This window comes from Eubacterium xylanophilum ATCC 35991 (assembly GCF_000518685.1).
Classification (GTDB): Bacteria; Bacillota; Clostridia; order Lachnospirales; family Lachnospiraceae; genus Eubacterium_F; species Eubacterium_F xylanophilum.
Window position 1 is genome coordinate 34,623 of the sequence record NZ_KI912470.1, and the last position, 16,880, is coordinate 51,502.

17 protein-coding genes are annotated in these 16,880 nt (G+C 37.9%); 13 read left to right on the forward strand and 4 right to left on the reverse strand.

What is annotated here, in order from left to right:
• Window positions 1–380: 380 nt before the first annotated feature.
• Genes L877_RS0107480 through L877_RS0107490 form a run of 3 tightly spaced genes read left to right on the forward strand, consistent with a single transcriptional unit; the run spans window position 381 to window position 3,830 of the window.
• Window positions 381–1,811 (forward strand): efflux RND transporter periplasmic adaptor subunit, encoded by a 1,431-nt coding sequence (locus L877_RS0107480; protein ID WP_026835522.1) that lies wholly within the window; start codon window positions 381–383, stop codon window positions 1,809–1,811.
• 31 nt (window positions 1,812–1,842) lie between these two features.
• The gene (locus L877_RS0107485) at window positions 1,843–2,547 is read left to right on the forward strand and encodes an ABC transporter ATP-binding protein (protein ID WP_026835523.1); all 705 of its coding nucleotides are present in this window, start codon (window positions 1,843–1,845) and stop codon (window positions 2,545–2,547) included.
• The gene (locus L877_RS0107490) at window positions 2,541–3,830 is read left to right on the forward strand and encodes an ABC transporter permease (RefSeq protein WP_026835524.1); all 1,290 of its coding nucleotides are present in this window, start codon (window positions 2,541–2,543) and stop codon (window positions 3,828–3,830) included. Before L877_RS0107485 ends, L877_RS0107490 begins: the two co-directional genes overlap by 7 nt.
• Window positions 3,831–3,945: 115 nt before the next feature.
• Here L877_RS0107490 and L877_RS14125 read toward each other — a convergent pair whose 3' ends face one another.
• A complete protein-coding gene (locus tag L877_RS14125; protein WP_156923013.1) occupies window positions 3,946–4,104 on the reverse strand; it encodes a hypothetical protein in 159 nt (52 codons plus the stop codon).
• A gap of 725 nt (window positions 4,105–4,829) precedes the next feature.
• Between L877_RS14125 and recA the strand changes: the two genes are divergently transcribed.
• The 8 genes from recA to rny all read left to right on the forward strand — a co-directional run bounded on the left by recA (window position 4,830) and on the right by rny (window position 12,279).
• Window positions 4,830–5,897, forward strand: a complete 1,068-nt coding sequence (gene recA, locus L877_RS0107500) for a recombinase RecA (protein WP_034785413.1) — start codon at window positions 4,830–4,832, stop codon at window positions 5,895–5,897.
• A 3-nt stretch (window positions 5,898–5,900) separates the two neighbouring features.
• Window positions 5,901–6,377 (forward strand): regulatory protein RecX, encoded by a 477-nt coding sequence (locus tag L877_RS0107505; RefSeq protein WP_026835526.1) that lies wholly within the window; start codon window positions 5,901–5,903, stop codon window positions 6,375–6,377.
• Between the two features lie 227 nt (window positions 6,378–6,604).
• Window positions 6,605–7,528, forward strand: coding sequence for an ATP-binding cassette domain-containing protein (locus tag L877_RS0107510; RefSeq protein WP_026835527.1), 924 nt, complete (start codon window positions 6,605–6,607; stop codon window positions 7,526–7,528).
• Between the two features lie 50 nt (window positions 7,529–7,578).
• Entirely contained in the window at window positions 7,579–8,232 is a 654-nt protein-coding gene (locus tag L877_RS0107515; RefSeq protein ID WP_207637249.1) for a hypothetical protein, read from the forward strand.
• Between the two features lie 9 nt (window positions 8,233–8,241).
• A complete protein-coding gene (locus tag L877_RS0107520) occupies window positions 8,242–8,607 on the forward strand; it encodes a GntR family transcriptional regulator (protein ID WP_026835529.1) in 366 nt (121 codons plus the stop codon).
• Window positions 8,608–8,654: 47 nt separating this feature from the next.
• Window positions 8,655–9,380: an ATP-binding cassette domain-containing protein gene (locus L877_RS0107525; protein WP_026835530.1), complete on the forward strand. Its 726-nt coding sequence runs from the start codon at window positions 8,655–8,657 to the stop codon at window positions 9,378–9,380.
• A gap of 11 nt (window positions 9,381–9,391) precedes the next feature.
• Window positions 9,392–10,573, forward strand: a complete 1,182-nt coding sequence (locus tag L877_RS0107530) for a hypothetical protein (protein WP_026835531.1) — start codon at window positions 9,392–9,394, stop codon at window positions 10,571–10,573.
• 206 nt (window positions 10,574–10,779) lie between these two features.
• Complete coding sequence (gene rny, locus L877_RS0107535) at window positions 10,780–12,279, forward strand: ribonuclease Y (protein ID WP_479723597.1); 1,500 nt, start codon at window positions 10,780–10,782, stop codon at window positions 12,277–12,279.
• Window positions 12,280–12,382: 103 nt separating this feature from the next.
• Here rny and L877_RS0107540 read toward each other — a convergent pair whose 3' ends face one another.
• Window positions 12,383–12,721, reverse strand: a complete 339-nt coding sequence (locus tag L877_RS0107540; protein ID WP_034785416.1) for a helix-turn-helix domain-containing protein — start codon at window positions 12,719–12,721, stop codon at window positions 12,383–12,385.
• Between the two features lie 179 nt (window positions 12,722–12,900).
• Between L877_RS0107540 and L877_RS0107545 the strand changes: the two genes are divergently transcribed.
• Entirely contained in the window at window positions 12,901–13,869 is a 969-nt protein-coding gene (locus L877_RS0107545) for a zinc ribbon domain-containing protein (RefSeq protein ID WP_026835534.1), read from the forward strand.
• Window positions 13,870–13,940: 71 nt separating this feature from the next.
• The gene (locus L877_RS0107550) at window positions 13,941–14,207 is read left to right on the forward strand and encodes a hypothetical protein (RefSeq protein WP_026835535.1); all 267 of its coding nucleotides are present in this window, start codon (window positions 13,941–13,943) and stop codon (window positions 14,205–14,207) included.
• A gap of 55 nt (window positions 14,208–14,262) precedes the next feature.
• On the opposite strand, the gene L877_RS0107555 is transcribed toward L877_RS0107550, so the two are convergent.
• Complete coding sequence (locus L877_RS0107555; protein ID WP_026835536.1) at window positions 14,263–16,050, reverse strand: DUF4832 domain-containing protein; 1,788 nt, start codon at window positions 16,048–16,050, stop codon at window positions 14,263–14,265.
• Complete coding sequence (locus tag L877_RS12660; RefSeq protein ID WP_051437747.1) at window positions 16,047–16,814, reverse strand: shikimate dehydrogenase family protein; 768 nt, start codon at window positions 16,812–16,814, stop codon at window positions 16,047–16,049. Before L877_RS12660 ends, L877_RS0107555 begins: the two co-directional genes overlap by 4 nt.
• Window positions 16,815–16,880 lie beyond the last annotated feature (66 nt).

Consider the following 16,880-nt stretch of genomic DNA (forward strand, 5'->3'; position numbering starts at 1 on the left):
ATGCCCCGAAAGGGAAATGGAGAGATCCTAGGAGAGGGAAGGGGCATGCCAAAATGGGAAATAAATACGGATGAAAAGTCAATTTTTATGAAAACATCCGTATATAGAGGAATCGCATTCTGCTGGTCTTACTCCTTACAGTCGTAAGACAATTGACAGGAATCGCATATCGCTGGTCTTACTCCCGTTGGTCGTAAGACATTTGACAGGAAACGCATACTGCTGGTCTTACTCCCTGCGGTCGTAAGACATTTTTTAAGTTTTTTTTAAGGTTATGGACAAATAATATACTTATAATTTCCACAAACTCTACAAATTGTAGTCATTAATTAATCACAGCCTCCCAATAATATATAAAGAAAAACGGAGGTGACTTGCATATGAAAATGAGAGGAATATTTACCAAAAAAAGGATAATAATCATATGTATTATGTTGGCAGTAGTAGCCGCAGGGATTGTGGTATTTGCCGTGAAAGCGGGGAAAAGCAAGACTGCGGCGGGAAGTAAACAACAGCAAAATACGGTAGAACTTAGTAAGATGGACTTATCTACGTCGGTGAGTGCCACGGGGACTATAGAGAGTTCCAAAACAGTATCTGTTGCTGCTAACGTAAAGGATATTAAAATCAAGAATGTCAAGGTTCAAGTTGGTGATAAAGTCAAGAAAGGTGATACTTTGGTAACTTTTGATGTGAGCGACTTGAACGATGCACTAGAAGAAGCAGGGGAGACATATGAAGATACTGTTTCGGAGCAGAACAAAAAAGTTTCTAAAGCATCTTCTAATGTCAGTGAAGCAAAGAGTGATTATACCAGCAATACTAAGGAGAAAAAAGCAGCGGTAGCTAAGGCAAAGAAAGCCTTGGCAGAGGCCAAAAGGAAGAAGCAGGGAGTCGAGCAGGCTCAAAGTGCATATGAGCAGGCGGTATCAGAGCTTAAGAACAGCAAAAAACAGGATGAAAGTACCATAGAGAATGCAGAAGATAATCTTGATACTGCTATTAGTGAGCGAAAGAAGAGTATAAAGGAAGCCAAGAAGCAGCTTGATGAGGCAAAGGATGCCCTTGAAAAGTGTAAGGTGACATCTCCAATGACTGGGATTGTCACAGCGGTTAATGTAGAGGAAGGCGGAACTTACTCTGGAGATACAATGTTTAAGATTGTAAAGAGCAATTCTTATAATATCACTACAACTGTAGACGAATATGGGATTAGTGACTTGAAGATAGGTCAGAAGGTTGTTTTTTTGACAGAGGCTACGGGGGATGATGAATTGGAGGGTGAGGTTACATTTATTGCACCAACCACAGAGAGTTCAAATTCGTCTGCGGAGGGCGCGAATTCTGGCTCTTCCGGAGGGACATCTTCCAACACGACCAGTGGTTATGAAGTTAAGATAAAAGTTAAGTCGAAAGACAAAAGACTTCGCATGGGCTTAACTGCCAAGTGCAGTATTGTCAAAGAAGAGGTTAAAGATGTATTTGCAGTTCCATATGATGCTATCCACGAGGACTCATCCGGAAACTCAGTTATCTATGCAATTGTTTCAGATGACAAGACCAATAAGTCACAGGAGATTCAGGTAACCAAAGGGATGGAAAGTGACTATTATGTGGAGATAAGCGGAGAGAATCTACAAGAAGGCATGAAAGTCATCATTCCTAGCGATGAGACTTCAAAATCCTCTGATGACGAAGATTCCGATAGCAATAAGAACAGCGGAATATTTGGCAACATGGGAGGAGGCGGAATGCAAGGTGGAGGACCACAGGGTGGAGGCCCTCAGGGTGGCGGTGGTCAAGGAATGTAATTGCTTCCGCGTTGAAAGAAGGTGCGATATTATGAGAAAAACTGCAATTAAACTTCAAGGAATTAGGAAGAGTTTTTATATTGGACAACCCAATGAATTAGAAATTCTTCATGGAATAAATATAGATGTCAAGGAAGGAGAATTTGTCTCTATTGTGGGCGAGTCGGGGTCCGGCAAGTCAACTCTTATGAATATTATAGGGGCCCTTGACAGACCCACACAGGGAGAATATTTTCTCGATGGAAAGAAGATAAATGGTGCGAAAGACAGGGAGTTGTCGGTGATTAGAAATAAGAAAATAGGATTTGTGTTTCAAACTTATAATCTAATTGCGAGAACCAATGCTTTGTCCAATGTGGAGCTCCCAATGCTTTATGCGGGAATCCCCAAAAACAAGCGTGCAAAGCGTGCCAAGGAACTCTTAGATATTGTGGGAATGAGTGAGAGAATGGATCACAAGCCAGATGAATTGTCGGGAGGTCAGAAGCAACGAGTTGCTATAGCCAGAGCTATGTCCAATAATCCATCGATTATTCTCGCTGACGAGCCGACGGGAGCACTAGATAGTGATACCGGTAGAAAAATCATGGATATTTTCCACAGACTTCACAGAGAAAACGGCAAGACTATCGTGTTGATAACACATTCAAGTTCTCTGGCAAATGAAACAGAGAGAATTATAACATTAAAAGATGGTTTGGTTATAGGAGAGAGAAAGGGGGAGGCGTCATGTTAATTCTTGAAAACATAAAGCTGGCCCTAGCTTCATTGGCAGCCGGGAAGATGAGAGCACTCCTTACTATGTTGGGAATAATAATAGGAATTGGCTCTGTTATTGCGATAATGACTGTCAGCGAGTCCCTTACCAATTCGATTTCTGACTCGTTTCAGGAAATGGGAGCAAGCAACGTGACAGTGGGAGTTAAGCAAAGTGAATCTGAAAGTGAGACAAGAAGTAATGGACTTAAGTTCGGTGCCATGTCAAGGCGAAATTCTATAGAGGAAGAAGATAGAATTTCTGATGAAATGATCCGAGAATTTAAGGAAAAGTATAAGGATGAAATTGAGGCAATTAGCATCAATGAATCTCTGGGAAGTGGGACAGTAAGCAAGGAAGATGCATCAGCTAATATTACTTTGACGGGAATAAATGCGGAATATTTTACAAGCGAAGATATCACGCTGTTGGCCGGCAGAAAACTCTCATCTAGTGACATAAGTGGAAATAAGAGTGTTATAATGGTATCTGACAAGCTGGTTGAGACGCTTTTTGGCGGTAATAATGAGGCTGCCCTGTCCCAGAAAATTGGAGTAAATATCAATAATGTTTATTATTATTATTACATTGTTGGGGTCTATGAATATGATGACAGCGGTACAGTGGAGAGCACATCTGATTCAGAGGTTACAACTTCGGCATATGTTCCGCTTACAACGGGAAAGGAGCAGATGCATTCTGATGATGGATATACGCAACTCACGGTGGTAACATCATCTAAAGTGACAGAGGTTTCTAGCTTTGCAGATGAAATCGAGGATTTCTTTAACCAATACTATGTCGACAATGATGACTATGAAATCTCAACTTCAACCATGGAAAGCCTGATGGAATCAATGAATGAGACAATCGGAAATGTTTCGATAGCCATATCCTTTATTGCAGCCATATCTCTTTTAGTTGGTGGCATTGGAGTTATGAATATCATGTTAGTGTCTATAACAGAGAGAACAAGGGAAATTGGAACCAGAAAGGCCCTCGGGGCAGGCAATGGTTCAATCAGATTGCAATTCATAACTGAATCAATTATATTGTGTCTGATGGGCGGTATACTTGGAATTATCCTGGGCTTTATACTTGGGGCAGTGGCCGCTTCAATACTTGGATATTCTGCATCGGCACCGATAAGTGCAATCATGTTATCTGTGGGATTTTCAATGGTTATCGGAGTGTTCTTTGGATACTATCCCGCCAATAAAGCGGCGAAGATGGATCCAATCGAGGCACTGAGATATGAATAAAATGTCTTACAAGCGAAGCTTGTAAGACCAGCAGAATGCGTTTCCTGTCAAATGTCTTACAAGCGAAGCTTGTAAGACCAGCAGAATGCGTTTCCGATTTCGGGGCATGCCCATTTTAAAATTCCCATTTTGGCATGCCCCTTCTTTCTCCCGGAATCTCCTCATTTCCCTTTCGGGGCATGCCTATTTTAAATTTCCCATTTTGGCATGCCCCTTCTCTCTTCCGAGATCTCCTAAATCCCCTTTCGGGGCATGCCCATTTTAAATTTCCCATTTTGGCATGCCCCTTCTCTCTCCCGGGACTACCTCATTCTACTTTCGGGGCATGCCTATTCTATATTTTCTTTTCCACATCCTCAAGAATTCTTCCCGAAAATTGTCTTACGACTGTAAGGAGTAAGACCAGCAAAATGCGTTTCAAAAATTGTCTTACGACCAGCGCTATGCGATTCCGAGGGAGAGATACGCATGTGTATACGTGAAATATTCCTTTGACATATACATTTGCGTAGGTTTACAAAGTGCAATATATATGCTAGAATAAATCTGTTGTTATGCAACATGATTCTGAAATATATTCTATTAAATAATTCTTTTTACCGGTAAGAATCCGGTTATCTTCGGTTATCTATAAAAGTTTGAATAAGGTTATTGTAGTTATCCCAGTGCATGGGATGTAAAGCGGGAGTAGAATAACGATATATTGGAAGGGACGCGTAATGAGTGAGAGCGCGATGTTCAGACTTTTTGCAGTTTCTTATACGGTGAAATCCATTATTTAAAAATAAGAATATCAAGGGTAAGGTAGAATCATTCGGAAGTGTGAAGCGCGTTGCGTGGGGCAATGCGCGGAACATTTTCAAATTTTGTACTTTATTTTGATTTTTATGTTGACAAATTTAAAACAGTGGTGTATGATATATTCATACGAACAAATGTTCCGAAACAAAGTTCGATTAATCGGAACATAACCGCTTAAGCGGAGAATGGAGAGTAAAAATGATAGAACGTGACGAGAATAAATTAAGAGCATTAGAATCAGCTATTTCACAGATTGAGAAGAACTACGGTAAGGGATCAGTTATGAAGCTTGGCGACAAGGCTGCCAATATGAACATTGAAGCTGTTCCTACAGGATCTCTCAGCTTGGATATCGCATTAGGTGTAGGCGGTATTCCAAAAGGAAGAATTATTGAAATATATGGACCAGAGTCAAGTGGTAAGACTACCGTTGCATTGCACATGGTTGCAGAAGTGCAGAAGAGAGGTGGTATTGCAGGATTTATCGATGCAGAGCACGCACTTGATCCGGTTTATGCTAAGAATATAGGTGTAGATATTGATGAATTATATATCTCACAGCCGGACAGTGGAGAGCAGGCTCTCGAGATTACAGAGACTATGGTCAGATCCGGAGCAGTTGACATTGTTGTTGTTGACTCGGTTGCTGCGCTTGTTCCTAAGGCAGAGATTGAGGGCGATATGGGTGATGCACACATGGGTATGCAGGCTAGACTTATGAGTCAGGCTTTGCGTAAGTTAACAGGTGTTATCAACAAATCCAATTGTGTAGTTATCTTTATCAACCAGTTGCGTGAAAAGCTTGGCGTGATGTTTGGTAATCCTGAGACTACTACAGGTGGTCGTGCTCTTAAGTTCTATGCATCAGTACGACTTGATGTAAGAAGGATGGAGGCTTTGAAGCAAGCTGGAGAGATCATAGGAAATCATGTAAGAGTCAAGGTAGTTAAGAATAAGGTTGCGCCACCTTTCCAGGAAGCAGAATTTGATATTATGTTCGGAAAAGGTATTTCTCGAGAAGGTGATTTGATTGACCTTGCTACTAAGAATGATATCATTGTCAAGAGTGGTGCATGGTATTCATACAAGGGCGAGAAGATTGGCCAGGGTAGAGAGAACGCCAAGAAGTTCTTGGTAGATAATCCTGCTATATTCGACGAAGTGGACAAGACAGTTCGCGCTATGTACTTCAATAATGATGAAGAAGTTGCTGAAGAGGAAGCGGCAAAGGCCAAAGATGCAGATAAGAAAGCGAAGAGTAAGTAATCCATGAGAGAAGTTTCACAAGGATCAAAAAAAGCTATTGAAAAAGCCATGAGTCTTCTGCTCATCAAAGACAGGACCTCGAAAGAGTTGTCTGATAGACTTTTAACAGCGGGGTTTTCTGAAGATGAGACAAGGGATGCCATGGAATATGTAACTAGCTTCGGCTATGTAGATGACCGTCGCTATGTTGAAAATTTTATCTCGTTCCAGCGTGCAAAGCGCAGCAAAAAAGAGATAATATATAAGCTTATTCAAAAGGGCTTGAGAAAAGACTTTGTGGTTGAAATTATGGAGGAAATAGATTATTCTGAGGACAATATGGCAATTGCCAATCTCATTAAGAAAAGGTTGAAGGGTGAGGATATCAATGAAATTTCATATCAAGATAAGCAAAAGATATTTGCATATTTAGCCCGAAAGGGATTTGAGATTTCAAGGATTAAGAGAGTTTTCTCACAAATTGAAACCGGAGTCTTATGAGATATTATCTAATAGAATGTTTTTAATGATACACAATGACTTATTGAACCATTTTCAGATATTGAGGTATTTTAATTTGGAAAGTAGGTTGTTGTGTATTTTTTTTAAGAAATTACTTGACAAGAAGATGATAACTGTATATACTGTACATATACACGGAATACACAGTATATACAGTTTTTGCTTTATAAAGAAAATTGAGGGCACATTGGAAAGAGAGGTATGAGATGATTTCTAGATTAGAATGTAGGAATGTAACCAAGCGGTTTGATGTTTTTTCAATTGAAAACATAGATTTTATTGCCAATCAAGGTGAAATATTGGGAATTATAGGAGTTAATGGATCAGGTAAGTCAACATTAATAAAGGTTTTATTGGGAGCCTACAGACTATATGAAAAGGATAGTGGGACTTTTGGAATGCAGGATACTGACTGTGATAGGTTCTATGAATTTGATGGTAAGAATAATTCTAGGATTTATAAGGGGCATGTGGCATATGTATTTAATGAGACTCCATTTCAATCATATAGGAGAGCTGAAGAAATCGGATTCCTGTATGGTAAATACTATGAGAAATTTGATATTAACATGTATTTTGAGTACTTGAAGAAATATGATATTTCTGGGTATAGCAAAATCAAAAATCTTTCAACAGGTGAGAGAGTTAAGCAACAGCTTGCTTTTGCTCTTGCCACAAATGCTTCAGTTTATATACTGGATGAGCCCGCAGGAAACCTTGATATAGATTTTAGAGATGACTTATATGATATCATGAGAGAATTAGCCTATGACAAGAATAAGATAGTATTATTTTCAACTCACCTAGTCGGGGAATTAGAGACTATAGCAGATAGGATTCTCTGGATAGATAGAATTCATGATGACAAAGCGAAGGACAAGGGAATTCAAAGGTATTATGGCTCCATAGATGATTTGAGAGACTTATATAGAGTAGTAGAGGGAGAAAAGTGTGACTTGGATTCTATTCCGAGAGAATTGATTGTTTCGGGAGAGTATGCCGAGCTTCACTCCGAAGTTCTTGTTAAGAATAAAAGTGAACAATTACAGGAAATGAGGAATGTTAATGTGAGAATAGCATCGATACAAGAAATCATGTATTATCAACAAATGGGAATGAGGTGTAGGTAATGAAAAGTAATCTAATGCTTATCAAAAAGCGCATAGCTTGGCACCCTTTAATGTTTTTATTAGAAATGATCGGGATAATAAGCATATTTGCTACAGGTTTGGCGAACAACAAGATGGTGGGAATGTGGTTAATAATGGTTTTTGCCTCTTTTGATATTAATGGGAAGCTGGGAGACAATGTAACTGTGTTGCTTCCAATGACAGATAAGGAATATTTGCATTCGAGATTAAAAGTATCAGTTAAGGTAGTAACAAAATATGTCATAGCTTTAATCTGTGGATTAATACTTGATGTAATGCTTGTATTTAATGGAATAATTGATTGGAGCGTTGCGCCGGATTCGTCCTATAATCGGATTTGTGAAAATCAAATAGTAAATATATTATTTTATATTTTAGTCATATCAATTATATATAAGGATCATATTTCTATTGCAGCTAATTATATGAATAAGAACAAATCTATAATTAGAATACTCATGGGAGTTGTGGAGATGTTGGCTACTTGTACAATTGTCATAATATGGATATCTATCGTTATAGGATTCTATGGGCAAATAAAGAAGGTAATCGGATTTGATTGTAATAGTATAGGTTTTTTGGTTTGGCTTATATGCTGCGTTTTGGCCGTATGGAGTTCGGTAGTATATAAGATAAGAGAATGGAAACCAAGTGATATTATAATTTCCGGTGAAGACAGTTAGGAGGCAAATATGAATATAAATATTAATAGCAAGTCTGGTGTGCCAATATACGAGCAGATTGAAGAACAAATAAAAAAAATGATTTTATCGGGGGCGCTAAAAGAAGGAGAGTCTTTACCTTCAATTAGAGGATTTGCTTCTGATCTGAAGATTAGTGTTATAACAATAAAAAAAGCATATGAAAATCTAGAGAAGGAAAACCTTGTTTATTCTGTTCCGGGAAAGGGCTTCTATGTTGATAATCCCAATACCGAGTATATGCGGGAAAAGGAGACAAGAAGCTTAGAAAGTGATTTGTCAGAATGGATTCAAAATGCCAAGGAAATTGGTATAGGCAAGAGTGAAGCGATTGATATGCTTGAAATACTGTGGTGAAGAAATCATAAAGGCCCTAGGGCTAAAGCAGAATGGAGGAATATAAAATGATTGAGGCTAGTAATATATGCTATTCAATGGTAAGCAGGCACAAAAGCTTTGAAATCAAGGATTTAAATATTTCTTTGAGTCGAGGTTATGTGACTTGTTTGGTCGGACACAATGGCGCAGGAAAAACTACGATAATGAGCTTACTATATGGTATGAAAAGGCAAAATTCGGGGGAAGTAAGATTCAACGGAGAAATCATATCTCCCGAGAACATTGAAAAATATAGAGAAAAAGTTGCTTTTGTCGGGGGAAAGTGGTGTGTGCCACATATGACAGTAGAAGAAAATATAACGATGCTCTCAATGCTATATGAGGATTTTAGCAAAGAGAAGTATGATGAGTGCTTGAGATTGTTCGAAGCGGAACATTTATCTGATAAAGTGTTTGAGGAAATGTCCACAGGCGAGAAGAAGAAAGTCGAGTTGGCATTTTGCATTGCAAGGAATCCGGAGTTTATGTTTTTAGACGAGCCATATGCTAATATTGATCCGGTTGTGCGAAAAAAAATGGATGATATAATAGTTAGCTTGGCGAGAAAGAATAATGTGGGCGTTTTGGTCTCTACGCACTTGATTGATGAAATCAATGATATGGTTGATTATGTGGCAATTGTAGAGAATGGAATGCTGGTTGACTATGAGGACAGGGAAGAAATATTGGAAAAATACGAGGCATCAAATCTCAGAGAAGCGGTTAAACTTGCACTAAAGAATTATAAATGAAAGGAAGAATTATGAAAGAGAGAGATTTTTTTAAGTATATATCAAAGCTAAATAGCGGCGAGATATCGTGGATTGTAGGACTTATAATATATATCATTATAGGAATTATGAATGTGAATTTGAACCTTTTTGATAGTGGAAATGAATATATATGCCTTGTGGTAGGTGGCTTCATGATTATCGGCGTCAGTATCAGGTATTATGAAAAACACTTAAAGATTCGTCGAGAGAAGTTAGAAACGCCATTTGCCACGGGCGATACAGCTATTGCGAGTATTATGAAAAATCACAGTTTCTCGTTTGCGAAGTATTTTAAAGTTTTGAGAATCCGCTTTCTGGTTCCACAGATTTTGGGAATTGTAATTCTTGTTGCAAATGGAATTGCCTGCAGGCAGAAAATTAGCCTCTTATTCGCCTTGCTTTTGGCTGTTGTTCCTGCAATTATAAGCATTATATATCAAATGATTGTCCAGCACAATGGAGAAAACAAGTCAGTCATAATATGTACTAAGGCATTATTGTATATCGCCTCAAGTGTTGGAATCGTATTGAGCCTTATAATGGGCATTATTATATGTGTTTCCGGATTGTTGCTTGTGCAGCAGTTAATCTTACCTGTTACGATTGATGAAAATGTTCCGACGAGAATTATATCCGGTGGAGATGGGTTGGCATTTGTATATACTATTTCAGCGGTTTTCTTAATGGGAGTACTTCTAGTTGATTCGTGTAGAAAAGCATTAAGTCTGAGAAAAAGAGCTTTTTTCTTAATACGATTGAGTTTGTTTATGATAATGCTTATAACGGGGATAAGCAATATTATGATTACAACAAGTAGCTTTACCATGATGAGAGGAGATTCGATTGTTGTATCAGAAAAGAGTAAAATCAAGGAATATACACTTGATGATGTGAAAAAGTGTTACATCTATGAGAAGGATGGAAACATAGATGCCAAGTTAGTATTTGATGATGGTACAGAGAGAGGTATAATGCAAGGGGACTCGCAGAATAATACAAAGTGGGATGAGTTGTATCACTCTGACTTTAACTACGGAGCGGATCTGGTCCAGAAGCTTAGAGAAAGGGGAGTTGAGTGTCAAGTTTCGGATGCTGATAGGCTGGGAAAAGATGCTGAATCGATAAGCAAACAATCTAAGGAAGGATGGGACAGAATCAAAAGATTGATTTAGGCATTTCTTTTGGTAATATTAAACATTATCTTGTAAAAATATCATAAAACCTTGACAATTTTAACGAAATATTGTAAAATTTATATGTTGCACTTATGTGCATATAATTAAATAAAGGAGGTGCTCCTGTGTCAGGGTCTGGTATCAGTATTGGTACTGTAGTTATCATTGCTGTAATCTGCTTAGTTCTGATTGTGGTTGCCGCGTTGATTTCTTGGAAACTTGCGATATCTCATAGAATTCGCACAGAAAAAGAGAAGTTGGGCAATGCAGAAGACAAGGCAAGAAAGATTATAGATGATGCGCTTAAGACTGCAGAAACCAAGAAAAGAGAGGCTCTACTCGAAGCTAAAGAAGAAAATCTCAAAGCTAAGAATGAACTTGAGAGAGAAGCAAAAGAGCAGAGAGCGGAGATCCAGCGCTACGAAAAACGTGTGTTGGGTAAAGAAGAGACTTTGGACAAAAAACTGGATGCACTCGAGAAAAGGGAATCAAGACTTGCTTCAAAAGTGAACGAGTTTGAAAAAGAAAAAGAAAAGGTCGAAGAGATTCGACAAAGTCACTTGCGTGAGTTAGAAAAGATTTCCGGACTTACCTCCGAACAAGCAAAAGAATACTTATTAAGAACTGTAGAAGAAGATGTAAAACATGAAACTGCGGTAATGATCAAGGAATTGGAGCGTCAGGCTAAGGATGAAGCTGATAAGAAAGCTAAGGAGTACATTGTTAATGCCATTCAGAAGTGTGCAGCTGACCATGTGTCTGAGGCAGCTATATCAGTTGTTCCATTGCCTAACGAGGAAATGAAAGGAAGAATCATTGGACGAGAGGGACGTAATATTCGTACTCTTGAGAGCCTTACAGGAATTGATTTGATTATTGATGACACTCCTGAGGCTGTTATCCTTTCAGGTTTTGATCCTATACGTCGTGAGATTGCTAGGATTGCCTTGGAAAAACTTATCGTAGATGGACGAATTCATCCGGCGCGTATCGAGGAAATGGTTGAGAAGGCCAAGAAAGAGGTCGAGACATTGATTCGTGAAGAGGGAGAGGCTGCCATGCTTGAAGTTGGTGTTCATGGTGTTCACCATGAATTAGTTAGACTTCTTGGTAAGATGCGTTTCCGTACAAGTTTTGGACAGAATGCATTAAAGCATTCTATTGAGGTTGCTCATATATCTGGGCTCCTTGCTGGAGAATTAGGTGCAGATGTGAGACTTGCTAAGAGAGCAGGTTTGCTGCACGATATCGGTAAATCAGTCGATCACGAGATGGAAGGTTCTCATGTACAACTCGGTGTTGATTTGTGCCGTAAGTACAAGGAATCAGCTCTTGTTATTAATGCAGTTGAAGCTCACCATGGAGATGTTGAGCCAGAGAGCATGATTGCATGTATCGTTCAGGCAGCTGATGCTATATCAGCCGCAAGACCAGGTGCAAGACGTGAGACTGTAGAGACATATACAAATCGACTAAAACAATTAGAAGACATTTCAAATGGCTTTGATGGAGTAGATAAATCTTTTGCTATTCAGGCTGGTAGGGAAGTTCGAGTTATTGTTGTTCCTGAGCAGATTAACGATGATGAGATGGTATTGCTTGCTAGAAATATTTCTAAGCAGATAGAAGATGAATTGCAGTATCCAGGTCAGATTAAGGTTAATGTTGTTCGTGAATCAAGAGTAGTAGACTATGCTAAGTAGTATATATAGTTACATAGCAGATAAACCTACTTGAATATACAGTATTTGTTCTGAAAATTTTAAAGGTTATCATCGTAAGATGATAACCTTTTTTCAAATTAGTTTATTTATTGACTAGTGCTGATACTAAATCTTTTACAATTACTAAATTTTTTTTGGACAACAGTTTTAGGTTGCTCAGGATAGCTGTAACATCATTCTTTTTGTTGTTTTCATCGTGTGTTTTATCGTCAAAAAAGTAGCTGGGAGTTATTTCCAGATATTCACATATATAAAAAAATGTTTGCATTGATGGAAAACTCTTATTGTTTTCTATTCTGTTAATATAACTTGGATTTTGGCCTATTGCAAGACTCATCTCCCTTGCAGAGACACCTTTTAAGGTTCTAAGATAGTATAATCTTTCTGCAAATATTTTTTCGTAATTAATGCTTTTTTCCATTTTTTAGTCCTCCAAAGTTTATGGTACCTATATAAGATATTCTATAACACAGCAAAGTTGGAAATGAGATAACAGATGACATATTTTACTTGACACAAGACATTACATATCTTACAATTAAATTGATAAAACATATATTGTCTCAATAATCATTTTTTTATTTCGAGGAGGGGGAATACATGAAGTGTCAAAAATGTGGAGCAGAAATAAGTGATAAAAGCGTTACCTGCGAATACTGTGGTTCGCAGATTTCTTATGAAATGAAACGCGAATATGAAAAGATTAACAAACAGGGTTGTCCAAAATGCGGAAGTTCAAACATTTCATTTAACAGAGAAAAACAGGGAGAGTACAAAGGAAAAAGAGGAACTTCTGTTTTGCGAAAAACCATTGGTATATGCAAAGATTGTGGGTATACATGGGATCCGAATATGTTAAGCAAGAATAAGAAAAAAAGTAGTGATCCTAAAATATGGCTTTGGATTTTAGGATGGATTGTCATCTTCCCAGTCCCATTAACAATAATCTTGTGGAAACAAGAAAAGCTTGATTCGAAGATTCGATATGGGTTAATTGCTGCAGCATGGGTTCTTTATTTGGTTCTTGGATTTGTCGGAGGACATGATGAAAAAAAATCAACAAAAGAGTCAAATCAGTACCTTAATGAAAGCACTAGTACAAACTATGGAAAGAATAAAAGTTACGATTTGACAGAAACAAGTGCTCCTATGACTAGTGATAATTACCAGAAAGAGCCAAAGGATACAAATAAAGCCATAGAGGTTAAACTCAAGTTGATGAAAAATGTAAATGATGAGACTGGAGAAGTGCTTTTTGGTGTTGACAGTAACCTACCTGAAGATACAAGATTAATTGTAACAATCACAAATCAAAAGGGTTATAAATCTCAGGATAGCTTGACTATATTGAAAGATGGAAAAGGGTATACATCCGAGTTTTCTGAGAACGGAAAGGGTTTGAGCGGAAAGTATAATGTTACAATATCATCAGGAATAGCAAGAAAACAAAAACAATCGGTTAGGGATGTAATAGGAGAATATGGAGAAAATATTGTAGGGAAATATGTTAGAAGAGATGATAATGGAAAAGACAACATTATTGAAGGAAAGTTCAATGTCAAATTATGATTAGAGTATTCTAAGTATGGGAGTATGTGTAGATACAAACTAAAAGTATGGATAAGGAGGACAAAGATATTATGAAAAAAAAGTTAGTTATTATCGGCATGATGGTTGTGATGATGTTGGAAGTAGTAGGTACAGTACCGGCTACTCCAATAAATGAACATTCTAACGTTGTAGAGGCCAAGAAAAGGACAAAGAAGAAAAAAGCAAAAAAAGTTTACATTACACCTACAGGGAAATGTTACCATAGCAGAAAATGTGGTCGTGGTAGTTATTACAAGGTAACACTAAAAAAAGCAAAATCGTACTTACTTAAACCATGTAAGAAATGCTACAGATAAGTTTTCAGCAGAACAAACCACCGGCTAAGCCGGTGGTCATGATTTGTGAATTAATTTATCTGAATTTTTTGCTTTTCCACTTGCTATAATTATTTGAGTAAAATGTTCTGATTCTGAGGAAACATTTCTTTTTAGGATGTTTTCTCAGGTATCGTCTAATACTTTTACAGCTAATGGTTGCTTTGGTTTTGTTCCTAATTGTCTTGCGAATGATTATCTTGGAAAATTTTTTGCTCTTTGCGAGCTGGATTTGATATCCGTCACAGGAGACTTTTTTCCATCGAATTGCAAGTTTATTCCTACCCTTGTGCTTAATTGATTTAATAGTAGTTGGTTTTGGATACTTCTTAACGCTAACAATGGAATCAGTAATGTTTATATTACCAATATAGTTGGCTCCAAGTGATGTGTTCCACATTTTCGGACCATTTTCCATATCTTTATTGGCAAATCTAATGGGATATCCATCTAAACCAGTGCTGCCCTGGTTGTCAGCAAGTCTAAGGTATGTTTCATAGCTTCCCTTACTCAGTTTATTTGCTAATTTCAAGGAAATATTGAGATTAGTTGTTGCAGCTGAATCCCATTCTGTCGGATCGATAGGATGTTTAAGAATATCCTTTTCAACAGGTATTGTAATACAGTTATCATGGTTCTTAAATATGATATATACCTTCTTAGCCTTTATTAGATTGGCAAATCCAACGTTTTCAATATTGGCTTGAAGTGTAAAATTTGAATTCTGAGGAATGTTTGTGCTCATTATAAGCTTTCTTATTACGAACCTATACCCCAAATGATTGCGTATAAACTCGTATTCAGAACATCCTTTGTAAGCTTCATTGGTCCCTGAATATTTTGCTTTCTTAAAGTCATTAATTACTTCTTCGCTCCACTGAGTATTTAGATAGCTCGTGTGGGTTCTGAATGCTTCTTTTTCTAGATAGTTACAGGTGTTTTTTACACTTCCGGTATTATCGTTTTGGAGAATTTCTCCTCCGAATAATGTATGCTTTGCCTGTTCTTCCAGCCATGTAATTTCAGTTTCGCGATTTTCGTATGTTCCATCGTCATCATCCGTGGAAAGATATGCATCGTCGAATATCCCCACGCGATATGCTTTTGAACCTTTTGTAGTTTTATTAGTATTGAGCTTGCTTATATCAAGACCGGCCCAATCAGCATAAAATGTCGGTCTACGCACGGAAATGGTTATGCTTTCCGGGAGAACTTCGAGCCACTTATCTATCGCTTTACTGATATTTGCTTTGGTACACATCGGGGTGCTGTGCATCTCGCCCCATAAGCCAAATAGTCCGCACTCCACGGAACTTACAACGTCGGCGTACTTAGAAATAACTTTACCCAACTGCTCTTGGTGTGTGAGGATCATAGAGATATCAGGTTCCTTCACTTCCTCGCCTTTAAAATATGGGTCATAAGAAAAGCGCAGTATGGCAGAACTGTGGTGATTTCTTAAGTTTTTAAGGATGTTTTCCAGCGATTTTAACATATTATCTGAAAGTGGATTGTCTGCCTTGCCGTTGTAACCTTTGGAAAAATCTGATATATCCAACCTTAAGTGTACAAGGTTAGAAAACTCGGAGCCGACAGCATTTCCATTTTCTGTAAAGTGTATTGTCTCTGGTTCGTAAAAACCTATGCCAGGGTTATGAATCTCTGCAGTGGTCTCAGTGTAGTTGATTGCTTCACTTTTTTGCAGAGCATTAGCTGGAGAGTTGACCTTTTGTGGCAAGAGTATGTTGCTTAGGATGCCACACATGAATATAGTTATAACCAGTATGAGTGAATGTTTTAAATAATTGGATTTCATATATATCATTCTTCCATTTCCTTTGCAATGATTTCTGTTATTTCAGGAATCTTTTCATCCGGGAATGACGCATCTAGGAATATTTCTGCGGCATACTTTGCTTGGGCAACAAGCATTACAAGTCCACCAGCAGCAATCATTCCGCGTTTTTTTGCGTCTTTTACAAGCATGGTTTCAAGTGGATTTGCAACAACGTCTAAGACCGCCGAACATTTTTTAAAACAGTCAAGTTCGATAGGTGAGGCATTGACATTTGGGTACATGCCGACTGGGCTTGTGTTGATGATGATATCAGCGTCTGTGTGATTTTTGTAGCACTCTTCATAGCTAATAGACTCGACGTCCGGACGGCTCTTGACAATTATCATTTCTTTCGCTCCACAGGAGGTGACTACTGCTTTGATTGCCTGAGCAGCGCCGCCGTTTCCTATGACGATAACTTTTTTATCAGAAAAATCCACATTGTTGGCCTTGGCCATATAATCAAATCCTAGATAATCAGTATTATATCCATATAATTCGTTATTTCGGTTGACAATTGTATTTACTGCACCGATAGCCTTTGCCTTGTCATCAATATATGACAGATATGGTATAACATCCTTTTTATAAGGAATAGTGACATTGATTGCTGTGAAGTCCTTCTCACTCATAAATTCTTCGAATTCTTCTCTTGTGAGAGGTGTTGGCTCGTAGGTATAATCCGTCAATAACTCATGTATTTGCTTGGAGTAGCTATGACCTAGCTTTTCTCCGATTAGTCCATATTTCATAATACTTGTTCCTTTCTAAACTTTGCTAATAATAGAATACCAAAAATTGATCTTTTAGTAAAGTAA